Source organism: Stenotrophomonas sp. GSD10, from assembly GCF_056172695.1.
Window position 1 is genome coordinate 2,808,840 of sequence record NZ_JAOCMC010000002.1, and the last position, 22,035, is coordinate 2,830,874.

Sequence of the window (22,035 nt, forward strand, 5' to 3'; positions counted from 1 at the left end):
GACCTCAGCGGTAAGCGGCGTCGGCGGCACGACGCTCGGCGATCTCGTTTTCGAGACGATCGCCAAGGGCCAGCAGCTGCGGCTTGGTAACGATGTTTTCGCCACGGTTCTCGAAGTGGTACTCGAGGATGTGGGTTTCGACGATCGAGTCCACCGGGCAGCTTTCTTCACAGAAGCCGCAGAAGATGCACTTGAACAGGTCGATGTCGTAGCGGGTGGTACGGCGGGTGCCGTCCTCGCGCTTGGCCGAATCGATGGTGATGGCCAGCGCCGGGCACACCGCTTCGCACAGCTTGCAGGCGATGCAGCGCTCTTCGCCGTTGGGGTAACGGCGCAGCGCGTGCAGGCCACGGAAGCGCGGCGACTGCGGGAACTTCTCCATCGGGTACATCATCGTGTACTTCGGCTTGAAGCTGTACTTCAGCGTCAGCCAAAGACCGGCCAGCAGTTCGAGCAGCAGCAGGCTCTTGAAGTAATGGGTAATCCTGTTCATCACTTAGACGCCCTTTTGAATCACGCCGAAGAACACCATGACGGCGGTAACCGCGATCCACAGAATGGCCAGCGGGATGAAGACCTTCCAGCCCAGGCGCATGATCTGGTCATAGCGGAAGCGCGGGAAGCTGGCACGGAACCAGATGTAGGCACTGGCGAAGAAGAACACCTTGACGAACAGCCACGGTGCACCGCCCTTCCAGATCCAGTCGACCAGCGGCGAGACATCACCGAAGTTGACCCAGCCCTGGACCGGGCTCAGCCAGCCGCCGAGGAAGAAGATCGAGATCAGGAAGCTGATCAGGATCATGTTCGCGTATTCGGCCAGGAAGAACAGGGCGAACGCGCCGCCGGAGTACTCGACCATGTGGCCGGCCACGATTTCCGATTCGCCTTCCACCACGTCGAACGGCGCGCGGTTGGTTTCGGCCACGCCCGACACCCAGTAGATGACGAACAGCGGGAACAGCGGCAGCAGGAACCAGTCGAAGAAGCCGGAGCTGCCGGCCTGCGCCATCACGATGTTGCTCAGGTTCAGGCTGCCGGCGGCGATCATCACGCCGACCAGGGCGAAGCCCATCGCGATTTCGTAGCTGATCATCTGCGCCGAGGCGCGCATCGCACCCAGGAACGCGTACTTCGAGTTGGAGGCCCAACCGGCCAGGATGATGCCGTAGATGCCCAGCGAGGTCATCGCCAGCAGGTACAGCAGGCCGGCGTTGGCATTGGACAGCACGATCTGCGAATCGAAGGGCACCACCGACCAGGCCGCGAAGGCCGGCGCCAGGGTGATCAGCGGCGCCAGCAGGTAGATCGCCTTGTTGGCGCTGCTCGGCTGGACCACTTCCTTGAACAGCAGCTTGAAGACGTCGGCGAAGGCCTGGAAGATGCCCATGCCCACGTACATCGGGCCGTGGCGGACGTGCATCCAGCCGATCAGCTTGCGTTCCCAGACCACGTAGAAGGCCACCGAGACGATCACCGGCACGGTGATCACCAGGATCTTCAGGATGATCCAGATCAGCGCGCCGATGTCACCGAGGCCAAGCAGCCACTGGTGCAGCGGGTCGACCGCGTTCAACAGCAATTCGTTCATGCAGCCACCACCGATACGCGAGCGGCACCCAGCGGCGCGGTCGCGCCGTGGCCCGATTCAATCCAGACCGAACCCGCAGCGACGCGGGCGTCGACCACCACCGGCAGGGTGGCCTTGCCGGCATCGGTGCCGACCTTGGCCATCTGCCCTTCCTGCAGCTGCAGGCGAGCGGCATCGTCAGCGTTGAGCACGATGCGCGGGGCATTGTTGAGCGGATGCGACTGCAGCGCCGGGGCGCGACGGACCACCGCATCGGTGCGGTAGATCGCGGCGGTCGAAGCCACTTCCAGGCCTTCACCGGCAACCGCCGGCTGTGCCGAAGCGGCGACGGTGACCGACACCGGGGCCAGGCTGGCGCGCAGGCCGGCCAGGTCGGTGAAGTCGAAACCGGCCACGGCCAGGTCGCCGCCCAGGGCGCGCAGCACGCGCCAGCCCTCGCGGGCCTCGCCCGGCAGCTTGCCGCCGGCACGCGCCGACTGCTCGCGACCATCGAGGTTGGTCAGGGTAGCGTCGATTTCCGGCAGCGCACCGATCGGCAGGATCACGTCGGCAACGTCGCGGGTCGAGACACAGGCGAACTGGCTGAAGGCCACCACCTGGGCACCGGCCAGCGCCTTGCGCGCGGCCGGCGCATCGGCGAAGTCCAGGCCCGGCTCCAGGCCGTACACCACGTAGGCCTGGCGCGGCTGCGCCAGCATTGCGGCCACGTCCTTGCCGGCCGGCAGCACGCCGGTGCGGGTCAGGCCAACAGCGTTGGCGCCCTGCGGGATGCGGCACAGCTTGGCACCGGTGGCGGCGGCGAAGTCACGCGCGGCAGCGCGGATCGCGGCAGCCTGCGGATGGTTCTCGGCGATGCCACCGACGATCAGCACGGTGTTGTTGCCGCCCTGCACCGCCGAACGCAGCTCGGCGTTGGCCAGCGCGTCGACGAACTTCGACGGCGCGACGATCTGCTTGCCGGCAATGCTGAAGGCGAAGTCGAAGTCCACCGGGTTGACGACGTGGATCTTGGCGCCGTTGGTGGTCTGCGCCTTGCGCAGGCGGGCGTGCAGCAGCGGCAGTTCGTGGCGGATGTTGCTGCCCAGAACGACGATGCGGTCGGCGCCTTCGATTTCGGCCAGCGGCAGGCCGAACACTTCGGCGGCTGCGGCGTCGGAGAAATCGCGGTTGTTGATGCGGTGGTCGATGTTGCTCGAGCCCAGGCCCTTGGCCAGGCGGGCCAGCAGCGCGCCTTCCTCGTTCGAGGTGGACGGATGCACCAGCACGCCCAGGTTGTCGCCCTGGTTGGCCTTCAGGATCTCGGCGGCCGCGGCCAGGCCTTCGGCCCAGCTCACTTCCTTCCACTCGCCATTGACCTTGCGCAGCGGCTTGACCGCACGGTCTTCGCTGTACAGGCCCTGGTGCGAGTAGCGGTCACGGTCGGACAGCCAGCACTCGTTGACGGCTTCGTTGTCGCGCGGCACGGTGCGCAGCACTTCGCCGCGACGCACGTGCAGGAACAGGTTCGAACCCATCGCGTCGTGGTAGCCCAGCGACTCGCGCGCGGTCAGTTCCCACGGGCGGGCGCGGAACTGGAACACCTTGTTGGTCAGCGCACCGACCGGGCAGACGTCGACGACGTTGCCGGACAGTTCGGTGGTCAGCGGCTTGCCGTCGTAGGTACCGATCTGCAGGTTCTCGCCACGGTACATGCCACCCAGTTCATAGGTGCCAGCCACGTCGGCGGTGAAGCGCACGCAGCGGGTGCACTGGATGCAGCGGGTCATCTCGGTGGCAACCAGCGGGCCCATGTCTTCGTCGGGCACCACGCGCTTGCGCTCGTTGAAGCGGCTGACCGAACGGCCGTAGCCCAGCGACACGTCCTGCAGTTCGCACTCGCCGCCCTGATCGCAGATCGGGCAGTCCAGCGGATGGTTGATGAGCAGGAACTCCATCACCGAGCGCTGGAACTTCAGTGCCTTTTCGCTGCGGGTGGCGACCTTCATGCCATCCATCACCGGGGTGGCACAGGCCGGCGCCGGCTTCGGCGACTTCTCCACGTCCACCAGGCACATGCGGCAGTTGGCGGCGATCGGCAGCTTCTCGTGGTAGCAGAAGCGCGGAATGGAGATGCCGGCCTTGTCAGCGGCCTGGATGATCATCGAGCCCTTGGGCACGACCAGCGACTTGCCATCGATCTCGATGGTGACGTGATCGGGTGGGACGCTCGGATTCCCACCCGGATTATTGGGTTGCGCGCTCATGCAGCGGCTGCCTCCACCTTCTTGCCGTCAACCATCGAATGACCGTTGACGATGTAGTACTCGAACTCGTCCCAGAACTGGCGCAGGAAGCCCTGGATGGGCCATGCAGCCGCTTCGCCGAACGCACAGATGGTGTGGCCTTCGATCTGGCCGGCCACCGCCTTCAGCTGGTGCAGGTCTTCCATGGTGGCCTTGCCGGCAACGATGCGCTCCAGCACGCGGTGCATCCAGCCGGTACCTTCGCGGCACGGGGTGCACTGGCCACAGGATTCCTTGTGGAAGAACTGGCTGATGCGGCAGGCGAACTTGACGCAGCACACGCTGTCATCCAGCACCACGATCGCACCCGAACCCAGGCCGGAGCCCAGTGCACGGATGGTGTCGTAGTCCATCGGCAGGTCCTTCAGCTCGGCCGCGGTCAGCACCGGCATCGACACGCCGCCCGGGATCGCGCCCTTCAGGGTGCGGCCCGGACGCAGACCACCGGCCATTTCCAGCAGGTCGTGGAATTTGGTGCCGAGCGGCACTTCGAAGTTGCCACCGTTCTGCACGCAGCCGGACACCGAGAAGCACTTCGGGCCGCCGTTGCCGGTCAGGCTCAGGCCCTTGAACCACTCCGGACCGTTGCGGATGATCGCCGGCACCGAACCGTAGGTTTCGGTGTTGTTGATCGTCGACGGCTTGCCGTACAGGCCGAAGTTGGCCGGGAACGGCGGCTTGTAGCGCGGCTGGCCCTTCTTGCCTTCCAGCGATTCCATCAGCGCGGTTTCTTCGCCGCAGATGTACGCGCCGGCGCCCAGCGCACCGTAGATGTCGATGTCCACGCCCGAGCCCATCACGTTCTTGCCCAGCCAGCCGTTCGCATAGGCGTCGGCCAGGGCCTGCTCGAAGTGCTCGAACGGCTCGTGGTGGAACTCACCGCGCAGGTAGTTGTAGCCCACGGTCGAACCGGTGGCGTAGCAGGCAATGGCCATGCCTTCCACCACCGAATGCGGGTTGTAGCGCAGGATGTCGCGATCCTTGCAGGTGCCCGGCTCGGATTCGTCCGAGTTGCAGAGGATGTACTTCTGCATGTTGCCCTTGGGCATGAAGGACCACTTCAAGCCGGTCGGGAAGCCCGCGCCACCGCGGCCGCGCAGGCCCGAGGCCTTGACCATCTCGATGACCTGCTCCGGCGGGATCTTCTCTTCGAGGATCTTGCGCAGGGCAGCGTAGCCACCGGTCTTCAGGTAGCTTTCGTACGACCACGGGGTGTCGTAATGCAGGGTGGTGTAGACCACCTGGTGCGGCAGCGGCGCGGGGCCGACCGGACCCTTGGATTCGTGGTGATGTGCCATGCCCTTACTCCAGCCCGTCCAGCAGCTCGTCGACCTTTTCCAGGGTCAGACGCTCATGGTAGTGACCGTTGATGACCATCATCGGTGCGCCGCCGCAGCCGGCCAGGCACTCTTCCTCGCGCTTGAGGTAGACGCGGCCGTCCGGGGTCGATTCACCGTGCTTGATGCCCAGCTTCTTCTCGCAATGGCGCACGATGTCTTCGGCGCCATTGAGCCAGCAGCTGATGTTGGTGCAGATGGCCACGTTGTTGCGGCCAACCTTCTCGGTCTCGAACATCGAGTAGAAGCTGGCCACTTCGTAGGCCCACACCGGCGGCAGGTCCAGGTACTTGGCCACGCCGGCGATCAGCTCGTCGGTCAGCCAACCCTCGTTCTGCTCCTGGGCCGCATGCAGGCCCTGCAGCACGGCAGAGCGCTTGCGGTCCGGCGGGAACTTGGACAGCCAGTGATCGATGTGAGCGCGGGTCTTGTCGCTCAGCACCACCATCGGGTCGACGTCGCGCGCCGCCTCGAAATTACCTGTCGCCTTCATCGGCCGACCTCAGCGAAATGCATAACGTGAAATTGCAGAAACTGCGGCGCCGGCTTGCGCCGGCTGCCTGCAGCGGGCGTTGGCGTGGCGGACGGCATTACCGGTCAACCTCGCCAAACACCAGATCGTAGGTACCGATCATGGCCACCACGTCGGCCAGCATGTGGCCGCGCACGATCGAATCGATCGAGGACAGGTGGGCAAAGCCCGGTGCACGCAGGTGCACGCGGAACGGCTTGTTGGCGCCATCGGAGACCAGGTAGCAGCCGAACTCGCCCTTCGGGGCCTCCACCGCCGCGTAGGTCTCGCCGGCCGGCACGCAGTAGCCTTCGCTGAACAGCTTGAAGTGGTGGATCAGCGCTTCCATGTCGTCCTTCATGTCCTCGCGCTTGGGCGGAGCGACCTTGAAGTTCTTCACCATCACCGGGCCCGGGTTGGCCTTCAGCCACGCCACGCACTGCTTGATGATGCGGTTGGATTCGCGCATTTCGGCAACGCGGACCAGGTAACGGTCGTAGCAGTCGCCTTCCTTGCCCAGCGGGATGTCGAAATCGACGGCATCGTACTTGGCATACGGGCGCTTCTTGCGCAGGTCCCAGGCAACGCCCGAGCCGCGCAGCATCACGCCGGTCATGCCCCACTGGTGGGCCAGTTCCGGGCTGACCACGCCGATGCCGACCGTACGCTGCTTCCAGATACGGTTGTCGGTCAGCAGGGTTTCGTATTCGTCGACGCGACCCGGGAACTCGTTGGTGAAGTTTTCCAGGAAGTCCAGCAGCGAGCCTTCGCGCGAAGCATTGAGCTGCTTCAGCGCCTTGCCCTTGTGCCAGCGCGATTCCTTGTACTTCGGCATATGGTCCGGCAGGTCGCGGTAGACACCGCCCGGACGGTAGTACGCCGCGTGCATGCGCGCGCCGGAGACCGCTTCATAGCAGTCCATCAGCTCTTCGCGCTCGCGGAAGGCGTACAGCATCACCGCCATCGCACCCAGGTCGAGTGCGTTGGAGCCCAGCCACATCAGGTGGTTGAGGATGCGGGTGATTTCGTCGTACATGGTGCGGATGTACTGCGCACGCTCCGGCGCTTCGATACCCATCAGGGTCTCGATCGCGCGCACGTAGGCGTGCTCGTTGCACATCATCGATACGTAATCCAGGCGATCCATGTAGCCGATCGACTGGTTGAACGGCTTGGATTCGGCCAGCTTTTCGGTACCACGATGCAGCAGACCCACGTGCGGGTCGGCGCGCATGATGGTTTCGCCGTCCATTTCCAGGATCAGGCGCAGCACACCGTGCGCGGCCGGATGCTGCGGGCCGAAGTTCATGGTGTAGTTGCGGATTTCCTGCCGTGCTTCGGCCGGATTGCTCGCGAACGCTTCGCGGGCCTGGTGGAACTCGCTCACTTCACTGCCTCCTGCGCGCGCTCGCCTTCTGCGGTCTGCAGACGGGCGTCGTCACGGATCACGCGCGGCACGCCGACGCGCGGCTCCACCGAGGTGACCGGTTCGTAGATCACGCGCTTCTTTTCTTCGTCGTAGCGGACTTCGACATTGCCGATCAGCGGGAAGTCCTTGCGGAACGGATGGCCGACGAAACCGTAGTCGGTCAGGATCCGGCGCAGGTCCGGATGGCCTTCGAAGATCACGCCGTACAGGTCGAACGCTTCGCGCTCGAACCAGTTCAGGCCCGGCCAGATGCCGGTCAGCGAGGACACCACCGGCAGTGCTTCGTCAGGGGCGAAGCAGCGCAGGTGCATCATCAGGTTGTGCTGGTACGAACGCAGCTGGGCGACCACGGCGAAACGCTGGGTCGGCATGTGCTGCGGGCGGGCGCCGTCGGCACCGTTTTCCTCGGTGGGGAATTCACCCCACGCGAAACGGCCCTGGGCCTTGCCTTCGACGCCGCGGCTGAAGCCCTGCGAGGACACGTCAGCTGTGTCCCATTCGTCGGAGCCATAGCCGAGGTAATCGACGCCGCAGAGATCCACGGCCTGTTCGAAACCAAACTCGTCACGCAGCGCCAGGGCGGTGGCGTGCCACTCGGCGGCAGGCACTTCCAGCGTCACTTCGCCGCGGGTTCGACCACGATGACCTTCGCACCTGCGAAACGTGCGGAGAGTCGGTCGATGAAGGATGCTTGCTCTGCCATGGGGGCTTGGCGCGCTCTTGTCAGGTGAAGGGGTCAGCGGGCGATGGTCTGTGTACGCCAGATCTTCTTCTGCAGCTGCAGGATCCCGTACACCAGCGCCTCGGCGGTCGGCGGGCAGCCCGGGACGTAGACGTCCACCGGCACCACGCGATCACAGCCGCGCACGACAGAATAGGAGTAGTGGTAATAGCCACCGCCGTTGGCGCAGCTACCCATGGAGATGACCCACTTCGGGTCCGGCATCTGGTCGTAGACCTTGCGCAGCGCCGGGGCCATCTTGTTGACCAGGGTACCGGCCACGATCATCACGTCGGACTGACGCGGCGACGGGCGGAACACCACGCCGTAGCGGTCAAGGTCCAGGCGCGCGGCGCCGGCGTGCATCATCTCGACCGCGCAGCAGGCCAGACCGAAGGTCATCGGCCACATCGAGCCGGTGCGCGCCCAGTTCAGCAGTGCGTCGACGCTGGTGGTGACAAAGCCCTTTTCCAGCAGCGGGTTGTCGCCTTCCGGCCGCAGGATGTCATCAACCCGGCCTTCCGGCGTGGGGTTGTTCATGAGGCCATCGAGAGTCTGAATCACTCCCATTCCAGCGCTCCCTTCTTCCAGACGTAAATGAAACCGAGGAACAGCATGCCGACGAACAGGCCCATGGTGACCAGCGATCGGGCACCGAGTTCCATGAAGACCTGGGTCCACGGCACGATGAAGATGATTTCCAGGTCGAAGACGATGAACTGGATCGCGATCAGGTAGTAGCGCACGTCGAACTTCATGCGCGCGTCTTCGAAGGCTTCGAAGCCGCACTCGTACGGCGACAGCTTTTCCAGATCGGGGCGGCGGGGACCGAGGAATCGGCCAACCAGCATCAGCGTAATGCCGATACCGGTGGCAACGATCAGAAACAGCAGAGAAGGCAAATATTCGGCCAGCACAGCGATTCTCTCTTGCCTCTGCCGCCGCGCCTGCAGGCGCTTTGGCATGGGGAGTGGACGGGAATGCGCCTGGCGCCTTGCGCGCCAGACCAACCCGCTTTACTTACAAATGGTGCCCAAGAGGGGACTCGAACCCCTACGACTTGCGTCGCTACCACCTCAAGGTAGTGCGTCTACCAATTCCGCCACCTGGGCAAACGATCACATCAGACTATCTTCCCGATGCGCCGCGTATTGTAACCGGCTTCAGTGTTTCTGGGAGCCTTCCGAAGGCTTTTCTTCACCAGAAACCGAAGATTCCGCCTGAGCCGGCACATTCGCGGCCGGAACCGGGGCGGCCGGGACCGCATCGGCCTTCGGAACGGCCGGCAGTTCGCCCGCCGGAGCCGCCGGAGCAGTCGCCGCCGGGGCCGACATCAGACCCAGGTCCTGGTCGGCCGCCGGACGGCTGCCGTGGCCGGCGTACCAGGCCATGAAGAGGCTGATGCCAAAGAACACGACAGCCAGCCACTTGGTCGACTTGGACAGGAAGTTCGAGGCGCCGCGCGCACCGAACACCGTCCCCGAGGCGCCGGCACCAAAGCCCGAACCCGCCGCCGCACCCGAGCCACGCTGCATCAGGATCAGCGCGATCATGGCCACAGCGACCAGCACGTAGACGACATTGAGGATCAACATCAGCATTGGAAACCGCCCTCGGACAATACTTCTAGGATTAGTTCGCGGCCGCCGCCCGTGCGATGGCCAGGAAGTCCGCGGCCACCAGGGAGGCGCCGCCGACCAGCCCACCATCGACATCCGGCTGCGCGAACAGTTCCCCGGCATTGTCGGGCTTCACGCTACCGCCGTAAACAATGGGCAGTGAATCAGCAATTCTAGCATCGAAGCGCGCGACTTCGCCACGGATGAACGCGTGCACCTGCTGCGCCTGCTCCTTGCTGGCGGTGCGGCCGGTGCCAATGGCCCAGACCGGCTCGTAGGCGACCACGGCCTGGGCGAAACCGGCCGCACCGGTAAGCTCCAGCACCGGGGCCAGCTGGCTGGCGATGACCGCTTCGGTCTGCCCGGCTTCGCGCTGTTCCAGGGTTTCGCCCACGCACAGCACCGGCACCAGCCCGGCATGCAGGGCCGCGGCGAACTTGCGCGCGACCAGCTCACTGCTCTCATGGTGGTACTGGCGGCGCTCGGAATGGCCGACCAGGCCATAGCGGGCACCGACCTCATGCAGCATGGCGGCGCAGACCTCGCCGGTATAGGCGCCCTTCTCGTTACTGCTCACGTCCTGGGCGCCGAACACCAGGCCGGTGTCGGCGAAGTCCTCGACCAGCTCCCCCAGGTACGGCAGGGGTGGCAGGATCACCACGTCCACTCCGTCCAGCGGCAGCCCGGCGGCCACCTGCCCCAGCAGTTCATTGGCGAATTGACGGCTGCCATGCAGCTTCCAGTTTCCGGCGACGATCTTGCGGCGCATGAGCGGGTGGCTCCTGTGTGAAGTCAGCCGAGCATGATACCCGTTACGGCAAAAATCCGTTTCCGTGTAAGCGGTTACATGCGTTTTCAGCCAACGGCGCAGCCCCTCGTGGCGGGCGGGCCGGGTGGGGTTGGTCGCGGACAGCCCGGTGGGTTGATGGGCTTGGCCGGGCGGGTGGGGCTGGCGGGGGACGCCGTAAACCCGTCCCTGGGGCTTGGCCGCGGCATCCATGCCGCGGACACCCCCGCCAGCCCCACCCGCCCGACCCCTGACACATTCCGGCGGTTTTGCCCGCCACGGAAAGAAAAAGAAGATCAAAGGCAAAAGCGCGTTGCGGGTGGTTGCCGGGGTCAGATCCCTTTTCCGCAGGAAAAGGGATCTGACCCCTACTCCGCTTCAATCTGGCAGATCTCATCCACGCATGGCGTGGATCTACCGTGCCGACCAAGGTCGACACCTACCGGAAACGCGATTTGCCTACCGTCACCCGGAAACTGTCAGGGGTGGGGCGGTGTGGGCTGGCAGGACCGTTGGCGCCATGGATGGCGCCATCGAGCCCCCATGGATGGGTTCACGGCGTGTCCTGCCAGCCCACACCGCCCCACCCAGCCAGCAGAAAACCCGAGCCGCTTCGGCTCTGGCTTTGGCTTTGGCCTCTGCGGGTGCAGGGTGCAACCCTGCAAAGAAAAGGCCGCCTTTCGGCGGCCTTCTCACTCATTACTTCAGCTTGATCTCGCGCAGGCGTTCCTCGAGGAAACCATGGGCGGTGATCGCTTCCGGGTACCGGCTCGGGTTCTCGGCGGTGATGCACGAGGGCAGCACGTCGATCAGGAAGTCCGGGTTCGGGTGCAGGAAGAACGGCACCGAGTAACGCGGCTGACGCGCCAGCTCGCCCGGGGGATTGACCACGCGGTGGATGGTCGACGGGTACACATGGTTGGTCAGGCGCTGCAGCATGTCGCCGATGTTGACCACGATGGTGTCCGCGTCCGAGGTGAACGGCACCCACTGGCCATCATGCGACTGCACTTCCAGGCCTGCGGCGCTGGCGCCGACCAGCAGGGTGATGAAGTTGATGTCGCCATGGGCACCGGCACGCACGTTCGGGATGTCGTCGGTGGTGATCGGCGGATAGTGGATCGGGCGCAGGATCGAGTTGCCGAAGTTGGTCTTGTCGGCAAAGAAGTTTTCCGGCAGGCCGATATGCAGGGCCAGCGCCGACAGCACGCGCGAGCCCAGGTTGTCCAGCGCCTGGTACAGGCCATAGCCGCGCTCACGGAAACCCTCGACCTCGGTCGGCCACAGGTTCGGTGCCATCACGTCGCGGTACTTGGAGTCGTCGGCGATCTCACGACCGATGTGCCAGAACTCCTTCAGGTCGAAGTGCTTGGAGCCCTTGGCGGTTTCCACGCCGAACGGGGTGTAGCCGCGGGCACCACCGCTGCCGGCCACGTGGTACTTGCGCTTGACCTCTTCCGGCAACGCGAAGAAGGCCTTGAAGACGTCGTAGGCCGCGTCGATGTCGGCCTGCGGGATGCCGTGGTTGCGGATGCCCGCGAATCCCCATTGGCGGTAGGCCGCGCCCAGCTCGGCCACGAAGGCCTCGCGGTCGCTGTCGAAACGGGTGATGTCGAGGGTGGGGATCTGGCTCACAGCGGTTCCTGGCTTGTCGTTGGTCTGGGCGGGCCGCGCATTCACGGCCCACCTGAACATTGTGACAGATCGCCCGGGGTACGCCACCCGATACGAAGAAACAAACCGATACAATGCGCCACCCGCGCGCGGATTAACGATTCCGTCACAACCGGGACTCTCCTTTCATCCCGCGCCCCTGCCCCGATCGTCCATGCACACTGCCGCCCCTTCTACCGATGCTTCGCTGCTGCCCAGTGCCGCCCGCCGCTGGCATCGCCTGGCCTGGTGGTCGCTGTTCGTGGCGGGCAATGCGGTGCTGGCCGCAGCGATCGCGCTGGGCAACGTGCCCCTGCGCGACAACCCCGGCGGCGCTGCCGGCCTGGCCTACCTGGCCATCGCCCTGCCCGGCCACCTGCTGGCCTTCGGTGCCCTGGCCGGCCTGCTGCCCCTGCTGCTCGGCCTGTGGCCACGCAGCGCGCGCATCCTGAGTGTCAGCGCCGTGCTGCTGCAGGGCCTGTGGCTGTGCCTGCTGCTGGTCGACGCCAAGGTGTTCACCCTGTACCGCTTCCACCTCAACGCCATGGTGGTGAACATGGTGTTCGGTGGCGCTCTGCAGGACCAGGTGGCTCTGTCGTGGAAGACCTGGCTGCAGGTCGGCATGCTGGTCGCCGCAATTTTCAGCGCCGAGGGCCTGCTGGCCTGGGCCTGCTGGAAACTTCTGCCTGCCGCTCCGCGCCGGCGCCGCGTGCTGCAGGCGTGGGCGGTGGTTGCGCTGCTGATGGGCGGCGGCCAGGTCGCCACGGCCTATTACGATGCCCGCGGCGACCGCGACGTGATCGCGCAGTGGAACTACCTGCCGTGGGCACAGCCGATCACCGCCAAGAGTTTCATGCGCCATCTGGGCGTGGTCAGTGAGCAGCAGGCCGGCCTGCCCGACCCGCGCCATGCACAGCTGCAGTACCCACTGCATCCGCTGCGCTGCCAGAGCACGCAGCGCCCGAACGTGTTGATGGTGGTGCTCGAGTCCCTGCGCCAGGATGCACTCACCGCACAGGTGATGCCCAATACCACGGCATGGGCGCAGGACGCGCGCGTCTACGACCACCATTTCAGTACCGGCAACGCCACCCGCTACGGCCTGTTCGGGTTGCTCTATGGCCTGCCCGGCGGCTATTGGCCCAGCATGCTTGACGAGCAGCGCGGCTCGCAGCTGTTCCGGGTGCTGGGCCAGCAGGGCTATGACCTGCATCTGTATGGCAGTGCGCCGCTGTACAGCCCCGAGTTCGACCGCACCGCATTCGCCGATGTGCGCGACCAGCTGCACCAGGGCCCGTCGCAACTGAAGTCCGACGGCCGCGATCGCGCGATTGTCAGCGCGTTGCAGCAGGACATCCGGGCCAGCCAGGCGGCACAGCGCCCCTGGTTCGGCTTCGTGTTCCTCGACTCCACGCACGCGCCGTACCACATGCCGGCGGACTATCGCCCCCTGGCCACGCCGATGGCCGGCGACATCGACTTCCTGGCCTTCGGCCCTGACCACGACCCGACCCCGGAACTCAACCGCTACCGCACCGCCGTGCACTACGCCGACAGCCTGATCGGCACGCTGCTGGACGACCTGCGCGCGCAGGGGCTGGAGCAGAACACGATCGTGCTGGTCACCGGCGACCATGCCGAGGAGTTCAACGATCTGCAGCTGAACTACTGGGGCCACAACGGCAACTTCTCCGACTTCCAGCTGCAGGTGCCGTTCGTACTGCATTGGCCCGGGCAGGACGCCGGCAGGCAGGCCCGCACCAGCTCGCACGAAGACTGGGTTCCCACGTTGATGCGCCACGCACTGGGCTGCGAGAACCCGCTGGCCGACTACAGCACCGGCCAGGACCTGCTGGCCGAGCCGCAGGGCCCGCGCGCACTGGTGGTCGAAAGCTGGTCGCAACGCGCGGTCCGCTACGGCGATGCCATCTACGTGTTCGACAAGTTCGGCAATGCCACGGCACTGGACCGGCACTACCGCCCGCTGCCACAGCAGAGCCCCGATGCCAGCGCGGTGCGCGCTGCATGGGAAGCGTTGACCCGCTTCCGCAACCGCTGACCCTCAAGGATCGATTCCGCATGAACCGTCCGCTGCGCATCCTGCACACCGAAGCCGCCAAGGGAATGGGCGGGCAGGAGATCTATATTTTCCGCCACATGCAGGTGATGCGCGCGCGCGGCCACGAGGTGTCGCTGCTGTGCCAGCCCGATGCCCGCCTGGCTGCGCTGGCACGCGACGACGGCTTCACCGTGCACACCCTGCGCATGGGGGCCTGGGGCGCCTGCTGCGGGGCATCTGGTCGGTGTCGCGGCTGGTGCGGCGCGAGCGCTATGACGTGGTCAATACCACCAGCCGCCGCGATGCGCTGATCGCCGCTGCCGGCGCACGGCTGGGAGGCACGCCGCTGGTGGTGCGCTCGCGCCACCTGATGAGCCCAGTCAATTCGCTGCTCACCTATACCGGCCTGCCACACCGGGTGCTGACCGTGAGCAGCTTCGTCAAGCAGCTGCTGGCCGACCGCGGCATCCCCACCGAACGCATCGGCATCGTGCCGCCGATCGCGGTACCGCCGCGCTGGAGCGATGTCCGCAAGGATGATCCCTGGCAATGCCTGCAGGACGTGCGCGCCGAAGTGCGTGCCGAGCTCGGCTTCGGTGCGCAGGACATCGTGGTGGGCTGCGTGGCGGTGCTGCGTGAGCCCAAGGGCCATGTCGATCTGCTGCAGGCGATGGTGCCGCTGTGCCGGACCCACCCCAACCTGCATCTGGTGGTGATCGGCGATGGCCAGACCGTGATGGAACGGCTGCAGGCGTTGCGCGACGAGCACGGGCTGCAGCAGCAGGTACACCTGCTGGGCTACCGCGACGGGGCCTGCCGGTTGATGGCCGGCTTCGACATCTTCGCCCTGGCCTCGCACAAGGAGGCCGCCGGAACCGTGTTCCTGGAAGCGGCCTATGTCGGCGTGCCGATCGTGGCGACGCGGGTCGGTGGCGTTCCGGAAATGGTGGTCGATGGCAGCAATGCGATCCTCACCCGGCTGGGTGACGGCGCCGCCCTCACCGGTGCGTTGCGCCTGCTGGTGGATGATCCGGAAAGGCGCCGGCAGATGGGCCGCGCCGGCTGGGAATGGATGCGCAGCGCCCACCGCTTCACCCCCGCCGGCCACGGCGAGACCACCGAGTACTATTACCACCAGTGGCTGAAGGAGCTGGGACATGGCTGATGCGCGAACCGTACCGGTGCTGATGCACCATCACGTCAGCCCCTCGCCGGGCATGATCACCGTGTCACCGGAGAACTTCGAGAGCCAGATCGCGTGGCTGGCGCGCAATGGCTGGACGTCGCTGACCCTGGACCAGTACGCCGGTTTTCTGGCGGGCAGGCCGGTGCCGCGCAGATCGATCGTGATCACCTTCGACGATGGCTATCTGGACAACTGGGTGTATGCACATCCGATCCTGCAGAAGTACGGCATGCACGCGGTGGTGTTCGTGGTCACCGGCTGGATGGGCGAAGGCCCCGAGCGCCCGCACGCCGGCATCGCCGGCGCGGCACTGCCGGCCACGCCGGACCATCGCGGCTGCGAAGCGGCCATCTACGAGCACAAGCGCAGCGATGAGGTGATGATGCGGTGGAGCGAGGCCCGCGCGGCGATCGCCGCCGGCACCTTCGAAGTGCATTGCCACACCCACACCCATACCCGCTGGCTGCGCCGCGACGACCTGGACCGCGCGCAGCGCCGCGCGGGCCTCAGCCACGACCTGGCGATCTCGCGCGAGGTGCTGCGCGACAAGCTCGGCGAGGTATCGGACACGCTGTGCTGGCCCTATGGTGATTTCGACCAGGACCACATCGAGGTCGCGCGCGAGCACGGCTTCCGCTACCTGCACACCACCCATCCGTTTGGACGCAACGTGGTCGGTGGTGATCCGGAGCGGATCTACCGTTTTGCGATCCGCAACCGGCCGGCAAGCTGGTTGCGCAAGCGCATCGCGCAGAGCTACAACCCGCTGCTCGCACCGCTGTTCAATGGCTTCAAGGCGCGCCAGAAGAAGATGGTGCCGGGGCCGTAACAACGGCCTCAGAAGAAGCGCCCGTACACGACCTGCACGATCTCGCCGTTGCGGGTGTTGATCAGCAGCGCGTCCGGCCCATAGCGCACCCATTCAAGCCCCACCGGCGGCACATCCAGGCCGAACAGCCAGAAGTCGTTGAGGATGTAGTCGCCCACCCAGTAGGGGCGCGGCAGGATCTGGCCATAATGCCAGCGCTGATAGGCGTAGCCGACCGGCGGATGGTAGGGACCGATGCGGAAGGCGTGGTCGGCGCGGAAGTTGTGCCGGTAATCCTCGCGGTACGCCGGCCGGGCAGCGCCCAGTTCACGCGGGCGCTCCATCCGCGGGTAGCCCCACGGCGCGCGCATCGGCTCTTCGCGCGGCGCGGACATGTGCGGTCCGCCTTCAGGGCGGCGTTGCGCGCTGGCAACAGAAACGCCCCCAGCAACGGCAGCACCAGCAGCGCACCTGCCAGCAGGCAGCGGCTGTAGCGCAGTGAGGTGTTCATGGTCGTGGTCCTTGCAGTGAAGGAAGAACAATGGAGCGTGATCGGCTCCGACCGGGTCCTCTTCTGCGCAGGCATCGGGCAGAAGCAGGAATCCTGATGCCCGGAATACGCCGTGCTTCGTTCACGCCACGTCAGCAAGCGCATACGCTGCGCTGAACGCGATTGCCGGTCGCGGTGGGTTCAGCCAACAGCACCAGAAAGCGACATGGCCGCTGTCGCGGCCATGTCGGGGTTACCTCTGCGCGGTGCCGACCGGATCGGCCGTCTCAGCCGGCAGCGTCGCGCACGGCGGCCGACAGGCGATCCAGCGTGTCCTGCATCAGCGTTGCATCGTCGGCCTCGACCGTGACCCGCACCACCGGCTCGGTGCCGGACGGGCGCAGGAACGCACGGCCGCGACCGGCCACCGCCTGCTGCGCGTCGGCCAGTGCCGACTGCACGCGTTCGGCCTGCACGGTGGCCTTGGCCGATACATTGCCCAGGCGCACGTTGACCGTCTTCTGTGGCACCCGCACCAGCCCCTTCAGGGCCTGCCGCAGGGTCTGCCCGCTGTTGCGCAGCGCCACCAGCACCTGCAGGGCACTGATGATGCCGTCGCCGGTGGTGGCCCGATCCAGGCACAGCAGGTGGCCGGAGGCTTCGCCGCCGAGCACGCCGCCGCCTTCCACCAGCGCCTGGTGCACATAACGGTCACCGACGTTGCTGCGCAGGAAGGGAATCTGCAGGTCGGCGAAGGCCTTTTCCACGCCGTAGTTGCTCATCAGCGTGCCCACCACCGGTCCATGCAGGCGCCCTTCGGCTTTCCACGCACGCGCCAGGATGTACAGCAGATCATCGCCATCGACCGGGTTGCCCTGGTCGTCGGCCATCAACACCCGATCGCCGTCGCCGTCGAAGGCGATGCCAAGATCGGCGCGGGTCTCGCGCACCTTGGCCGCCAGGTTGTCGATGTGGGTGGATCCCACGCCTGCATTGATGTTGACGCCGTTGGGCTCGGCACCGATGCCGATCACTTCGGCGCCCAGTTCGCGGAACAGCAGCGGCGCGATCTGGTAGGTGGCGCCGTGCGCACAGTCGAGCACCAGGCGCACGCCACGCAGGTCGAACGTGCGCGGCACACTGGCCTTGCAGAACTCGATGTAGCGGCCCACCGCCTCACGGGCGCGCGAGGCCTTGCCCAGCTTCTCCGATTCGGCGGTGGTGAAGGCGATGTCCAGCGCCGCCTCCAGCGCCAGCTCGGTGGCATCGTCCAGCTTTTCGCCCTGGGCGGAGAAGAACTTGATCCCGTTGTCGTAGTGCGGGTTGTGCGAGGCGCTGATGACGATGCCGGCATCCACCCCCAGCGTGCGGGTCAGGAACGCCACGGCCGGGGTCGGCATCGGGCCCAGCAGCTGCACATCAACGCCGGCAGCGACCAGCCCGGCTTCCAGCGCTGCTTCGAACATGTAACCGGAGATGCGGGTGTCCTTGCCGATGATCACGATCGGCCGGCGCCCGTCCTGGCCGCGCTGGGCGACCAGGACGCGGCCGAGCGCATTGCCCAGGCGCAGCACGAAGTCGGCCGAGATCACGCCCTGCCCGACCCGCCCACGGATGCCATCAGTACCGAAGTACTTGCGGCCTCCCATCAAGCCACCTCCGGCGCCGGCTGACGGCCGAGCATGGCCAGCAGATCGGACAGCCGGTCGCGCAGTTCACGACGGTCGCAGATCTGGTCGATGGCACCGTGCTCGAGCAGGAACTCCGAGCGCTGGAACCCTTCCGGCAGCTTCTCGCGCACCGTCTGCTCGATCACGCGCGGGCCGGCGAAACCGATCAGCGCCTGCGGCTCGGCGATGTTGATGTCGCCCAGCATCGCGAACGAGGCCGACACGCCGCCGGTGGTCGGGTGGGTCAGCACCGAGATGTACGGCAGCCCGGCTTCACGCAGCTTGCCCAGCGCAGCCGAGGTCTTGGCCATCTGCATCAGCGAGAACAGGCCTTCCTGCATGCGCGCACCACCGCTCTGCGAGAAGCACACGTAGGGCGCGCCGATCTCGACAGCGGTTTCCGCGGCCAGCGCGAAGCGCTCACCGACCACCGACCCCATCGAGCCGCCCATGAAGGCGAAATCGAACGACGACGCCACCAGCGCACGGCCCTTGAGCAGGCCGCGCATGGCGATCAGTGCGTCGTACTCGCCAGTGTTCTTCTGCGCGATCTTGATGCGCTCGCTGTACTTCTTCTGGTCCTTGAACTTGAGCAGGTCGGTCGGCCCCAGGCGCGCACCGATCTCGGTGGTGCTGTCGGCGTCGAACAACGCCGCCAGCCGCGCACGCGCGCGGATCGCCATGTGGTGGCCGCACTTCGGGCACACCTCCAGGTTCTCTTCCAGTTCCGGCCGGTACAGCGCGCTGCCGCAGTTGCTGCACTTTTCCCACAGGCCCTCGGGGACGCTGCGCTTCTTGCTGGGGGTGTTGTCGGTGCGGATGCCGGACGGCATCAACTTGCTGAGCCAACTCATGCGGGAGGACACTTCCGTTCAGGGCGGCCCGGGGGCCGCAAAGGCGGACAGTCTAGCTCCGCTTCCCCGCCCGTGCACCCCTTGCCGGGCTTCGGGCTGGCGGGAAAAACCATGCTGGGACGTACGTTTAGCGCGGCAACGCCGTGCGGGGCACGACCCTCAGTCATCCAGGGCCTCGCCGGGAGTGCCGGCCGCTGGCCGGCAAACCGTTTGTGGGTGCGGGCCAAGTGTATGCCGGCCAGCGGCCGGCACGACCGTCAGGCGTCCAGCGCCTGCCGCAACGGGCTGAGGAAGGCCCGGGCACGCCGCGCGGCCTCGTCGGCCGAGTCCGCGTCGGCCAATGCGGCCACCAGCGCGCTGCCGACCACCACACCGTCCGCCTGCCGCGCCATCGCCGCAGCGCTGGCGGCATCCTTGATGCCGAAACCGGCCACCACCGGCACCGTCGCACGTTCGCGCAGGGCCTGCAGGCGTGCACCGGCCGCATCGCTGTCCAACCGCTCCGACGCGCCGGTCACACCGGCAAAGCTCACGTAATAGAGGTAACCACGGGCCAGCGTCAGCAGCTTGCCGGCGCGCGCTTCGCTGGTGGTCGGCGAGGCCAGCAGCACCAGCGCCAACCCGGCCGCGTCGAACGCCTGCTGCGCCTCCCCGGCTTCTTCCGGCGGCAGATCGACCAGCAGCACGCCATCCACGCCGGCCTCGACGGCGGCCTTGGCAAATGCAGCGTAACCGTGGATCTCCACCGGGTTCAGGTAGCCCATCAGCACCACCGGCGTCTGCGCATCGCGCTCCCGGAACTGCGCCACCGCCTGCAGCACGTAACGACTGCCGGCACCGCGTGCCAGCGCGCGTTCGGAGCTGCGCTGGATGGTCGGGCCATCGGCCATCGGGTCGGAGAACGGCACGCCCAGTTCGATCACATCGGCACCGGCCTCGACCAGTGCATGCATGACCGGCACGGTCGCTTCCAGCGAGGGATCACCGGCGGTGACAAAGGGAATCAGCGCCTTGCGGCCAGTGGCACGCAGGCGGGCGAAACAGGCATCGATACGCTCAACGGACATGTCAGGTACATCCTTCAATCAGGTCAACGGCGCCGCTGGCGCCCCAGTACATTCTCGATACAACGCCATCGACGATCTCCACGCGGATCGCCAGGTCCGAACCGGGGTCCTGCCAGAGCAGGCTCTCTCCGGCTTCCGGGTCGTCGCCATAGGCCTGCACGGTCACACCGGACGGGAGCAGCTGCAGTGCCTGCGCGCGGGGCATGTCCAGGCGCAGGCCGAACGGACCCGGCTGCACCACCACCTGCCCGGAATCATCGATCGGGGCCAGGTCGAAACGAACCACGTCGCCGTCCTGCACCATCATCGCCACGCCTTCCGGCAGCGTGCCGCGCTCGTAGTATTCGCAGCGCCCCTGCGTGGCCTCGTGCAGCCCGGCCGAATGCCAGGCGCCCTCCGCTTCGACTTCGCTGAACCGCTGGCCGATCAGCACCTCACCGGCATGGTCCAGGGCCACCGAGACCACCGCCGGTGCGCTGTCCTCATCGGCCTGCGGGGGGACCACCGGCGCAGGGGCGTCATCGATCGGGCGATGCGCCATGTCGTCGTTGCTGGCCGGGCGCTGCGCCGGCGCAATCGCCGCCGGTGCGGCCGGCGCAGGTGCCAGCACCGGCGGATCGGGCGGCGTGCATCCCCCAACCCCACCGCCAGCACCAGCGCGCCGCCGTGGCGCAGCATCGGATTCACAGCACCAGGCCTTCGCGCGCGGCGATGGTGTGCACGTCCTTGTCGCCACGGCCGGACAGGTTGCACAGCACGATCTGGTCGCGCGGGCGCTCACGCGCCAACTTGATCGCCTGCGCCAGCGCATGGCTGGATTCCAGTGCCGGCAGGATGCCTTCGGTGTGCGCCAGCAGGTGGAAGGCCTGCAATGCTTCCTCATCGGTGATGCCGAGGTAGCGCGCACGGCCGGTATCGGCCAGGAAAGCGTGTTCGGGGCCGACGCCGGGGTAATCCAGGCCCGCCGAGACCGAGTGGGTCTCGATGATCTGGCCATCGTCATCGCACAGCACGTAGGTGCGGTTGCCGTGCAGCACGCCGGGGCGGCCGGCGGCGATCGACGCGGCGTGGCGACCGGTGTGGATGCCGTCGCCTGCCGCCTCGGCGCCCACGATCTCGACCTGGCGATCGTTGAGGAAGGCATGGAACAGGCCGATCGCGTTGCTGCCGCCGCCGACGCAGGCGGTGATCGCATCGGGCAGGCGGCCATACTCGGCCAGCATCTGCTCGCGCGCTTCGCGGCCGACGATGGCGTTGAAGTCGCGCACCATGCGCGGGTACGGGTCCGGGCCGGCCACGGTGCCGATGATGTAGAAGGTGTCCTGCACGTTGGTCACCCAGTCGCGCATGGCTTCATTGAGCGCGTCCTTGAGGGTGGCCGAGCCGGAGGTGACCGGCACCACCGTCGCACCGAGCAGCTTCATGCGGTAGACGTTGATCTTCTGCCGCTCGATGTCGGTGGCGCCCATGTACACCACGCATTCCAGGCCCAGCCGTGCGGCAACGGTGGCACTGGCCACGCCGTGCTGGCCGGCGCCGGTCTCGGCGATGATGCGCTTCTTGCCCATCCGCGCCGCCAGCAGCGCCTGACCGATGGTGTTGTTGATCTTGTGCGCGCCGGTGTGGTTCAGGTCTTCGCGCTTGAGCAGGATCTGCGCGCCGCCCACATGGTCGCTCAGGCGCTGGGCGTGGTAGATCGGGCTCGGCCGGCCGACGTAGTGGGCCAGGTCGCGGTCGTAGGCCTGCTGGAAGGCGGGGTCCTGGCGGGCCTGGTCATAGGCCTGGGCCAGTTCCTGCAGCGGGCCGACCAGGGTTTCGGCGACAAAGCTGCCGCCGTAGCGGCCGAAGTGGCCCTGGGCATCCGGGAAGGCGTGGAAGTCGGCAATGGGGAAGCTGACATGGAAGCGACCGCTGGTTCGAGACAGGTGGATACTCTAGCGCACGGGTCGTGACCGGAAAATGGATATTATC

At 66.5% G+C, this 22,035-nt stretch carries 18 protein-coding genes, 1 tRNA gene and 3 pseudogenes; 3 read left to right on the forward strand and 19 right to left on the reverse strand.

The features are described from left to right. Positions 1 to 4: 4 nt before the first annotated feature. From nuoI to N4G47_RS13420, 13 genes and pseudogenes are all read right to left on the reverse strand, one after another. The gene (nuoI, locus tag N4G47_RS13360; RefSeq protein WP_005410456.1) at positions 5 to 493 is read right to left on the reverse strand and encodes an NADH-quinone oxidoreductase subunit NuoI; all 489 of its coding nucleotides are present in this window, start codon (positions 491 to 493) and stop codon (positions 5 to 7) included. 3 nt (positions 494 to 496) lie between these two features. Further along, positions 497 to 1,591, reverse strand: a complete 1,095-nt coding sequence (gene nuoH / locus N4G47_RS13365) for an NADH-quinone oxidoreductase subunit NuoH (protein WP_107231065.1) — start codon at positions 1,589 to 1,591, stop codon at positions 497 to 499. Continuing rightward, the gene (gene nuoG / locus N4G47_RS13370) at positions 1,588 to 3,834 is read right to left on the reverse strand and encodes an NADH-quinone oxidoreductase subunit NuoG (RefSeq protein ID WP_475287694.1); all 2,247 of its coding nucleotides are present in this window, start codon (positions 3,832 to 3,834) and stop codon (positions 1,588 to 1,590) included. Before nuoG ends, nuoH begins: the two co-directional genes overlap by 4 nt. Continuing rightward, a complete protein-coding gene (gene nuoF / locus N4G47_RS13375; protein WP_475287696.1) occupies positions 3,831 to 5,171 on the reverse strand; it encodes an NADH-quinone oxidoreductase subunit NuoF in 1,341 nt (446 codons plus the stop codon). Before nuoF ends, nuoG begins: the two co-directional genes overlap by 4 nt. A 4-nt stretch (positions 5,172 to 5,175) precedes the next feature. Beyond that, the gene (gene nuoE / locus N4G47_RS13380) at positions 5,176 to 5,703 is read right to left on the reverse strand and encodes an NADH-quinone oxidoreductase subunit NuoE (protein ID WP_006381132.1); all 528 of its coding nucleotides are present in this window, start codon (positions 5,701 to 5,703) and stop codon (positions 5,176 to 5,178) included. 97 nt (positions 5,704 to 5,800) lie between these two features. Further along, entirely contained in the window at positions 5,801 to 7,108 is a 1,308-nt protein-coding gene (locus tag N4G47_RS13385) for an NADH-quinone oxidoreductase subunit D (protein WP_475287702.1), read from the reverse strand. After that, positions 7,105 to 7,853: pseudogene (locus N4G47_RS13390) on the reverse strand (NADH-quinone oxidoreductase subunit C). Before N4G47_RS13390 ends, N4G47_RS13385 begins: the two are co-directional and overlap by 4 nt. A 33-nt stretch (positions 7,854 to 7,886) precedes the next feature. Then, positions 7,887 to 8,441 carry a NuoB/complex I 20 kDa subunit family protein gene (locus tag N4G47_RS13395; protein ID WP_005410463.1) on the reverse strand — a complete coding sequence of 185 codons (555 nt, stop codon included), beginning with the start codon at positions 8,439 to 8,441 and terminating at the stop codon, positions 7,887 to 7,889. Next, positions 8,432 to 8,788: an NADH-quinone oxidoreductase subunit A gene (locus N4G47_RS13400; RefSeq protein WP_005414075.1), complete on the reverse strand. Its 357-nt coding sequence runs from the start codon at positions 8,786 to 8,788 to the stop codon at positions 8,432 to 8,434. Before N4G47_RS13400 ends, N4G47_RS13395 begins: the two co-directional genes overlap by 10 nt. A gap of 110 nt (positions 8,789 to 8,898) precedes the next feature. Continuing rightward, positions 8,899 to 8,983: transfer RNA gene (locus tag N4G47_RS13405), tRNA-Leu, on the reverse strand. Between the two features lie 51 nt (positions 8,984 to 9,034). Further along, a complete protein-coding gene (gene secG / locus N4G47_RS13410; RefSeq protein ID WP_057497500.1) occupies positions 9,035 to 9,472 on the reverse strand; it encodes a preprotein translocase subunit SecG in 438 nt (145 codons plus the stop codon). A 31-nt stretch (positions 9,473 to 9,503) separates the two neighbouring features. Next, complete coding sequence (tpiA, locus tag N4G47_RS13415) at positions 9,504 to 10,259, reverse strand: triose-phosphate isomerase (RefSeq protein ID WP_309336920.1); 756 nt, start codon at positions 10,257 to 10,259, stop codon at positions 9,504 to 9,506. Between the two features lie 717 nt (positions 10,260 to 10,976). Next, positions 10,977 to 11,912, reverse strand: a complete 936-nt coding sequence (locus N4G47_RS13420) for an isopenicillin N synthase family dioxygenase (protein WP_107231069.1) — start codon at positions 11,910 to 11,912, stop codon at positions 10,977 to 10,979. A 193-nt stretch (positions 11,913 to 12,105) separates the two neighbouring features. Between N4G47_RS13420 and N4G47_RS13425 the strand changes: the two genes are divergently transcribed. From N4G47_RS13425 to N4G47_RS13435, 3 genes and pseudogenes are all read left to right on the forward strand, one after another. Continuing rightward, on the forward strand, positions 12,106 to 13,989 hold the full coding sequence (locus N4G47_RS13425) for a DUF3413 domain-containing protein (protein ID WP_475287707.1): 1,884 nt from the start codon (positions 12,106 to 12,108) through the stop codon (positions 13,987 to 13,989). A 20-nt stretch (positions 13,990 to 14,009) separates the two neighbouring features. Further along, positions 14,010 to 15,154 (forward strand): annotated as a pseudogene (locus N4G47_RS13430) (glycosyltransferase family 4 protein). Beyond that, positions 15,147 to 16,004 (forward strand): polysaccharide deacetylase family protein, encoded by an 858-nt coding sequence (locus tag N4G47_RS13435; RefSeq protein WP_107231072.1) that lies wholly within the window; start codon positions 15,147 to 15,149, stop codon positions 16,002 to 16,004. Before N4G47_RS13430 ends, N4G47_RS13435 begins: the two are co-directional and overlap by 8 nt. An 8-nt stretch (positions 16,005 to 16,012) precedes the next feature. Here the strand turns inward: N4G47_RS13435 and N4G47_RS13440 are convergent, their stop codons facing one another. The 6 genes and pseudogenes from N4G47_RS13440 to trpB form a co-directional block, all read right to left on the reverse strand. Further along, positions 16,013 to 16,378, reverse strand: coding sequence for an RcnB family protein (locus N4G47_RS13440; protein ID WP_475287709.1), 366 nt, complete (start codon positions 16,376 to 16,378; stop codon positions 16,013 to 16,015). 382 nt (positions 16,379 to 16,760) lie between these two features. Beyond that, positions 16,761 to 18,122 carry a phosphoglucosamine mutase gene (gene glmM / locus N4G47_RS13445; protein ID WP_475287711.1) on the reverse strand — a complete coding sequence of 454 codons (1,362 nt, stop codon included), beginning with the start codon at positions 18,120 to 18,122 and terminating at the stop codon, positions 16,761 to 16,763. Next, complete coding sequence (gene accD / locus N4G47_RS13450) at positions 18,122 to 18,997, reverse strand: acetyl-CoA carboxylase, carboxyltransferase subunit beta (RefSeq protein WP_005417947.1); 876 nt, start codon at positions 18,995 to 18,997, stop codon at positions 18,122 to 18,124. The genes glmM and accD overlap by 1 nt, the downstream gene beginning before the upstream one ends. A gap of 257 nt (positions 18,998 to 19,254) precedes the next feature. Continuing rightward, positions 19,255 to 20,064: a tryptophan synthase subunit alpha gene (gene trpA / locus N4G47_RS13455; RefSeq protein ID WP_475287716.1), complete on the reverse strand. Its 810-nt coding sequence runs from the start codon at positions 20,062 to 20,064 to the stop codon at positions 19,255 to 19,257. A 1-nt stretch (position 20,065) separates the two neighbouring features. Continuing rightward, positions 20,066 to 20,751 (reverse strand): annotated as a pseudogene (locus N4G47_RS13460) (hypothetical protein). Next, positions 20,748 to 21,989 (reverse strand): tryptophan synthase subunit beta, encoded by a 1,242-nt coding sequence (gene trpB, locus N4G47_RS13465; protein ID WP_475289946.1) that lies wholly within the window; start codon positions 21,987 to 21,989, stop codon positions 20,748 to 20,750. Before trpB ends, N4G47_RS13460 begins: the two are co-directional and overlap by 4 nt. Between the last annotated feature and the right edge of the window lie 46 nt (positions 21,990 to 22,035).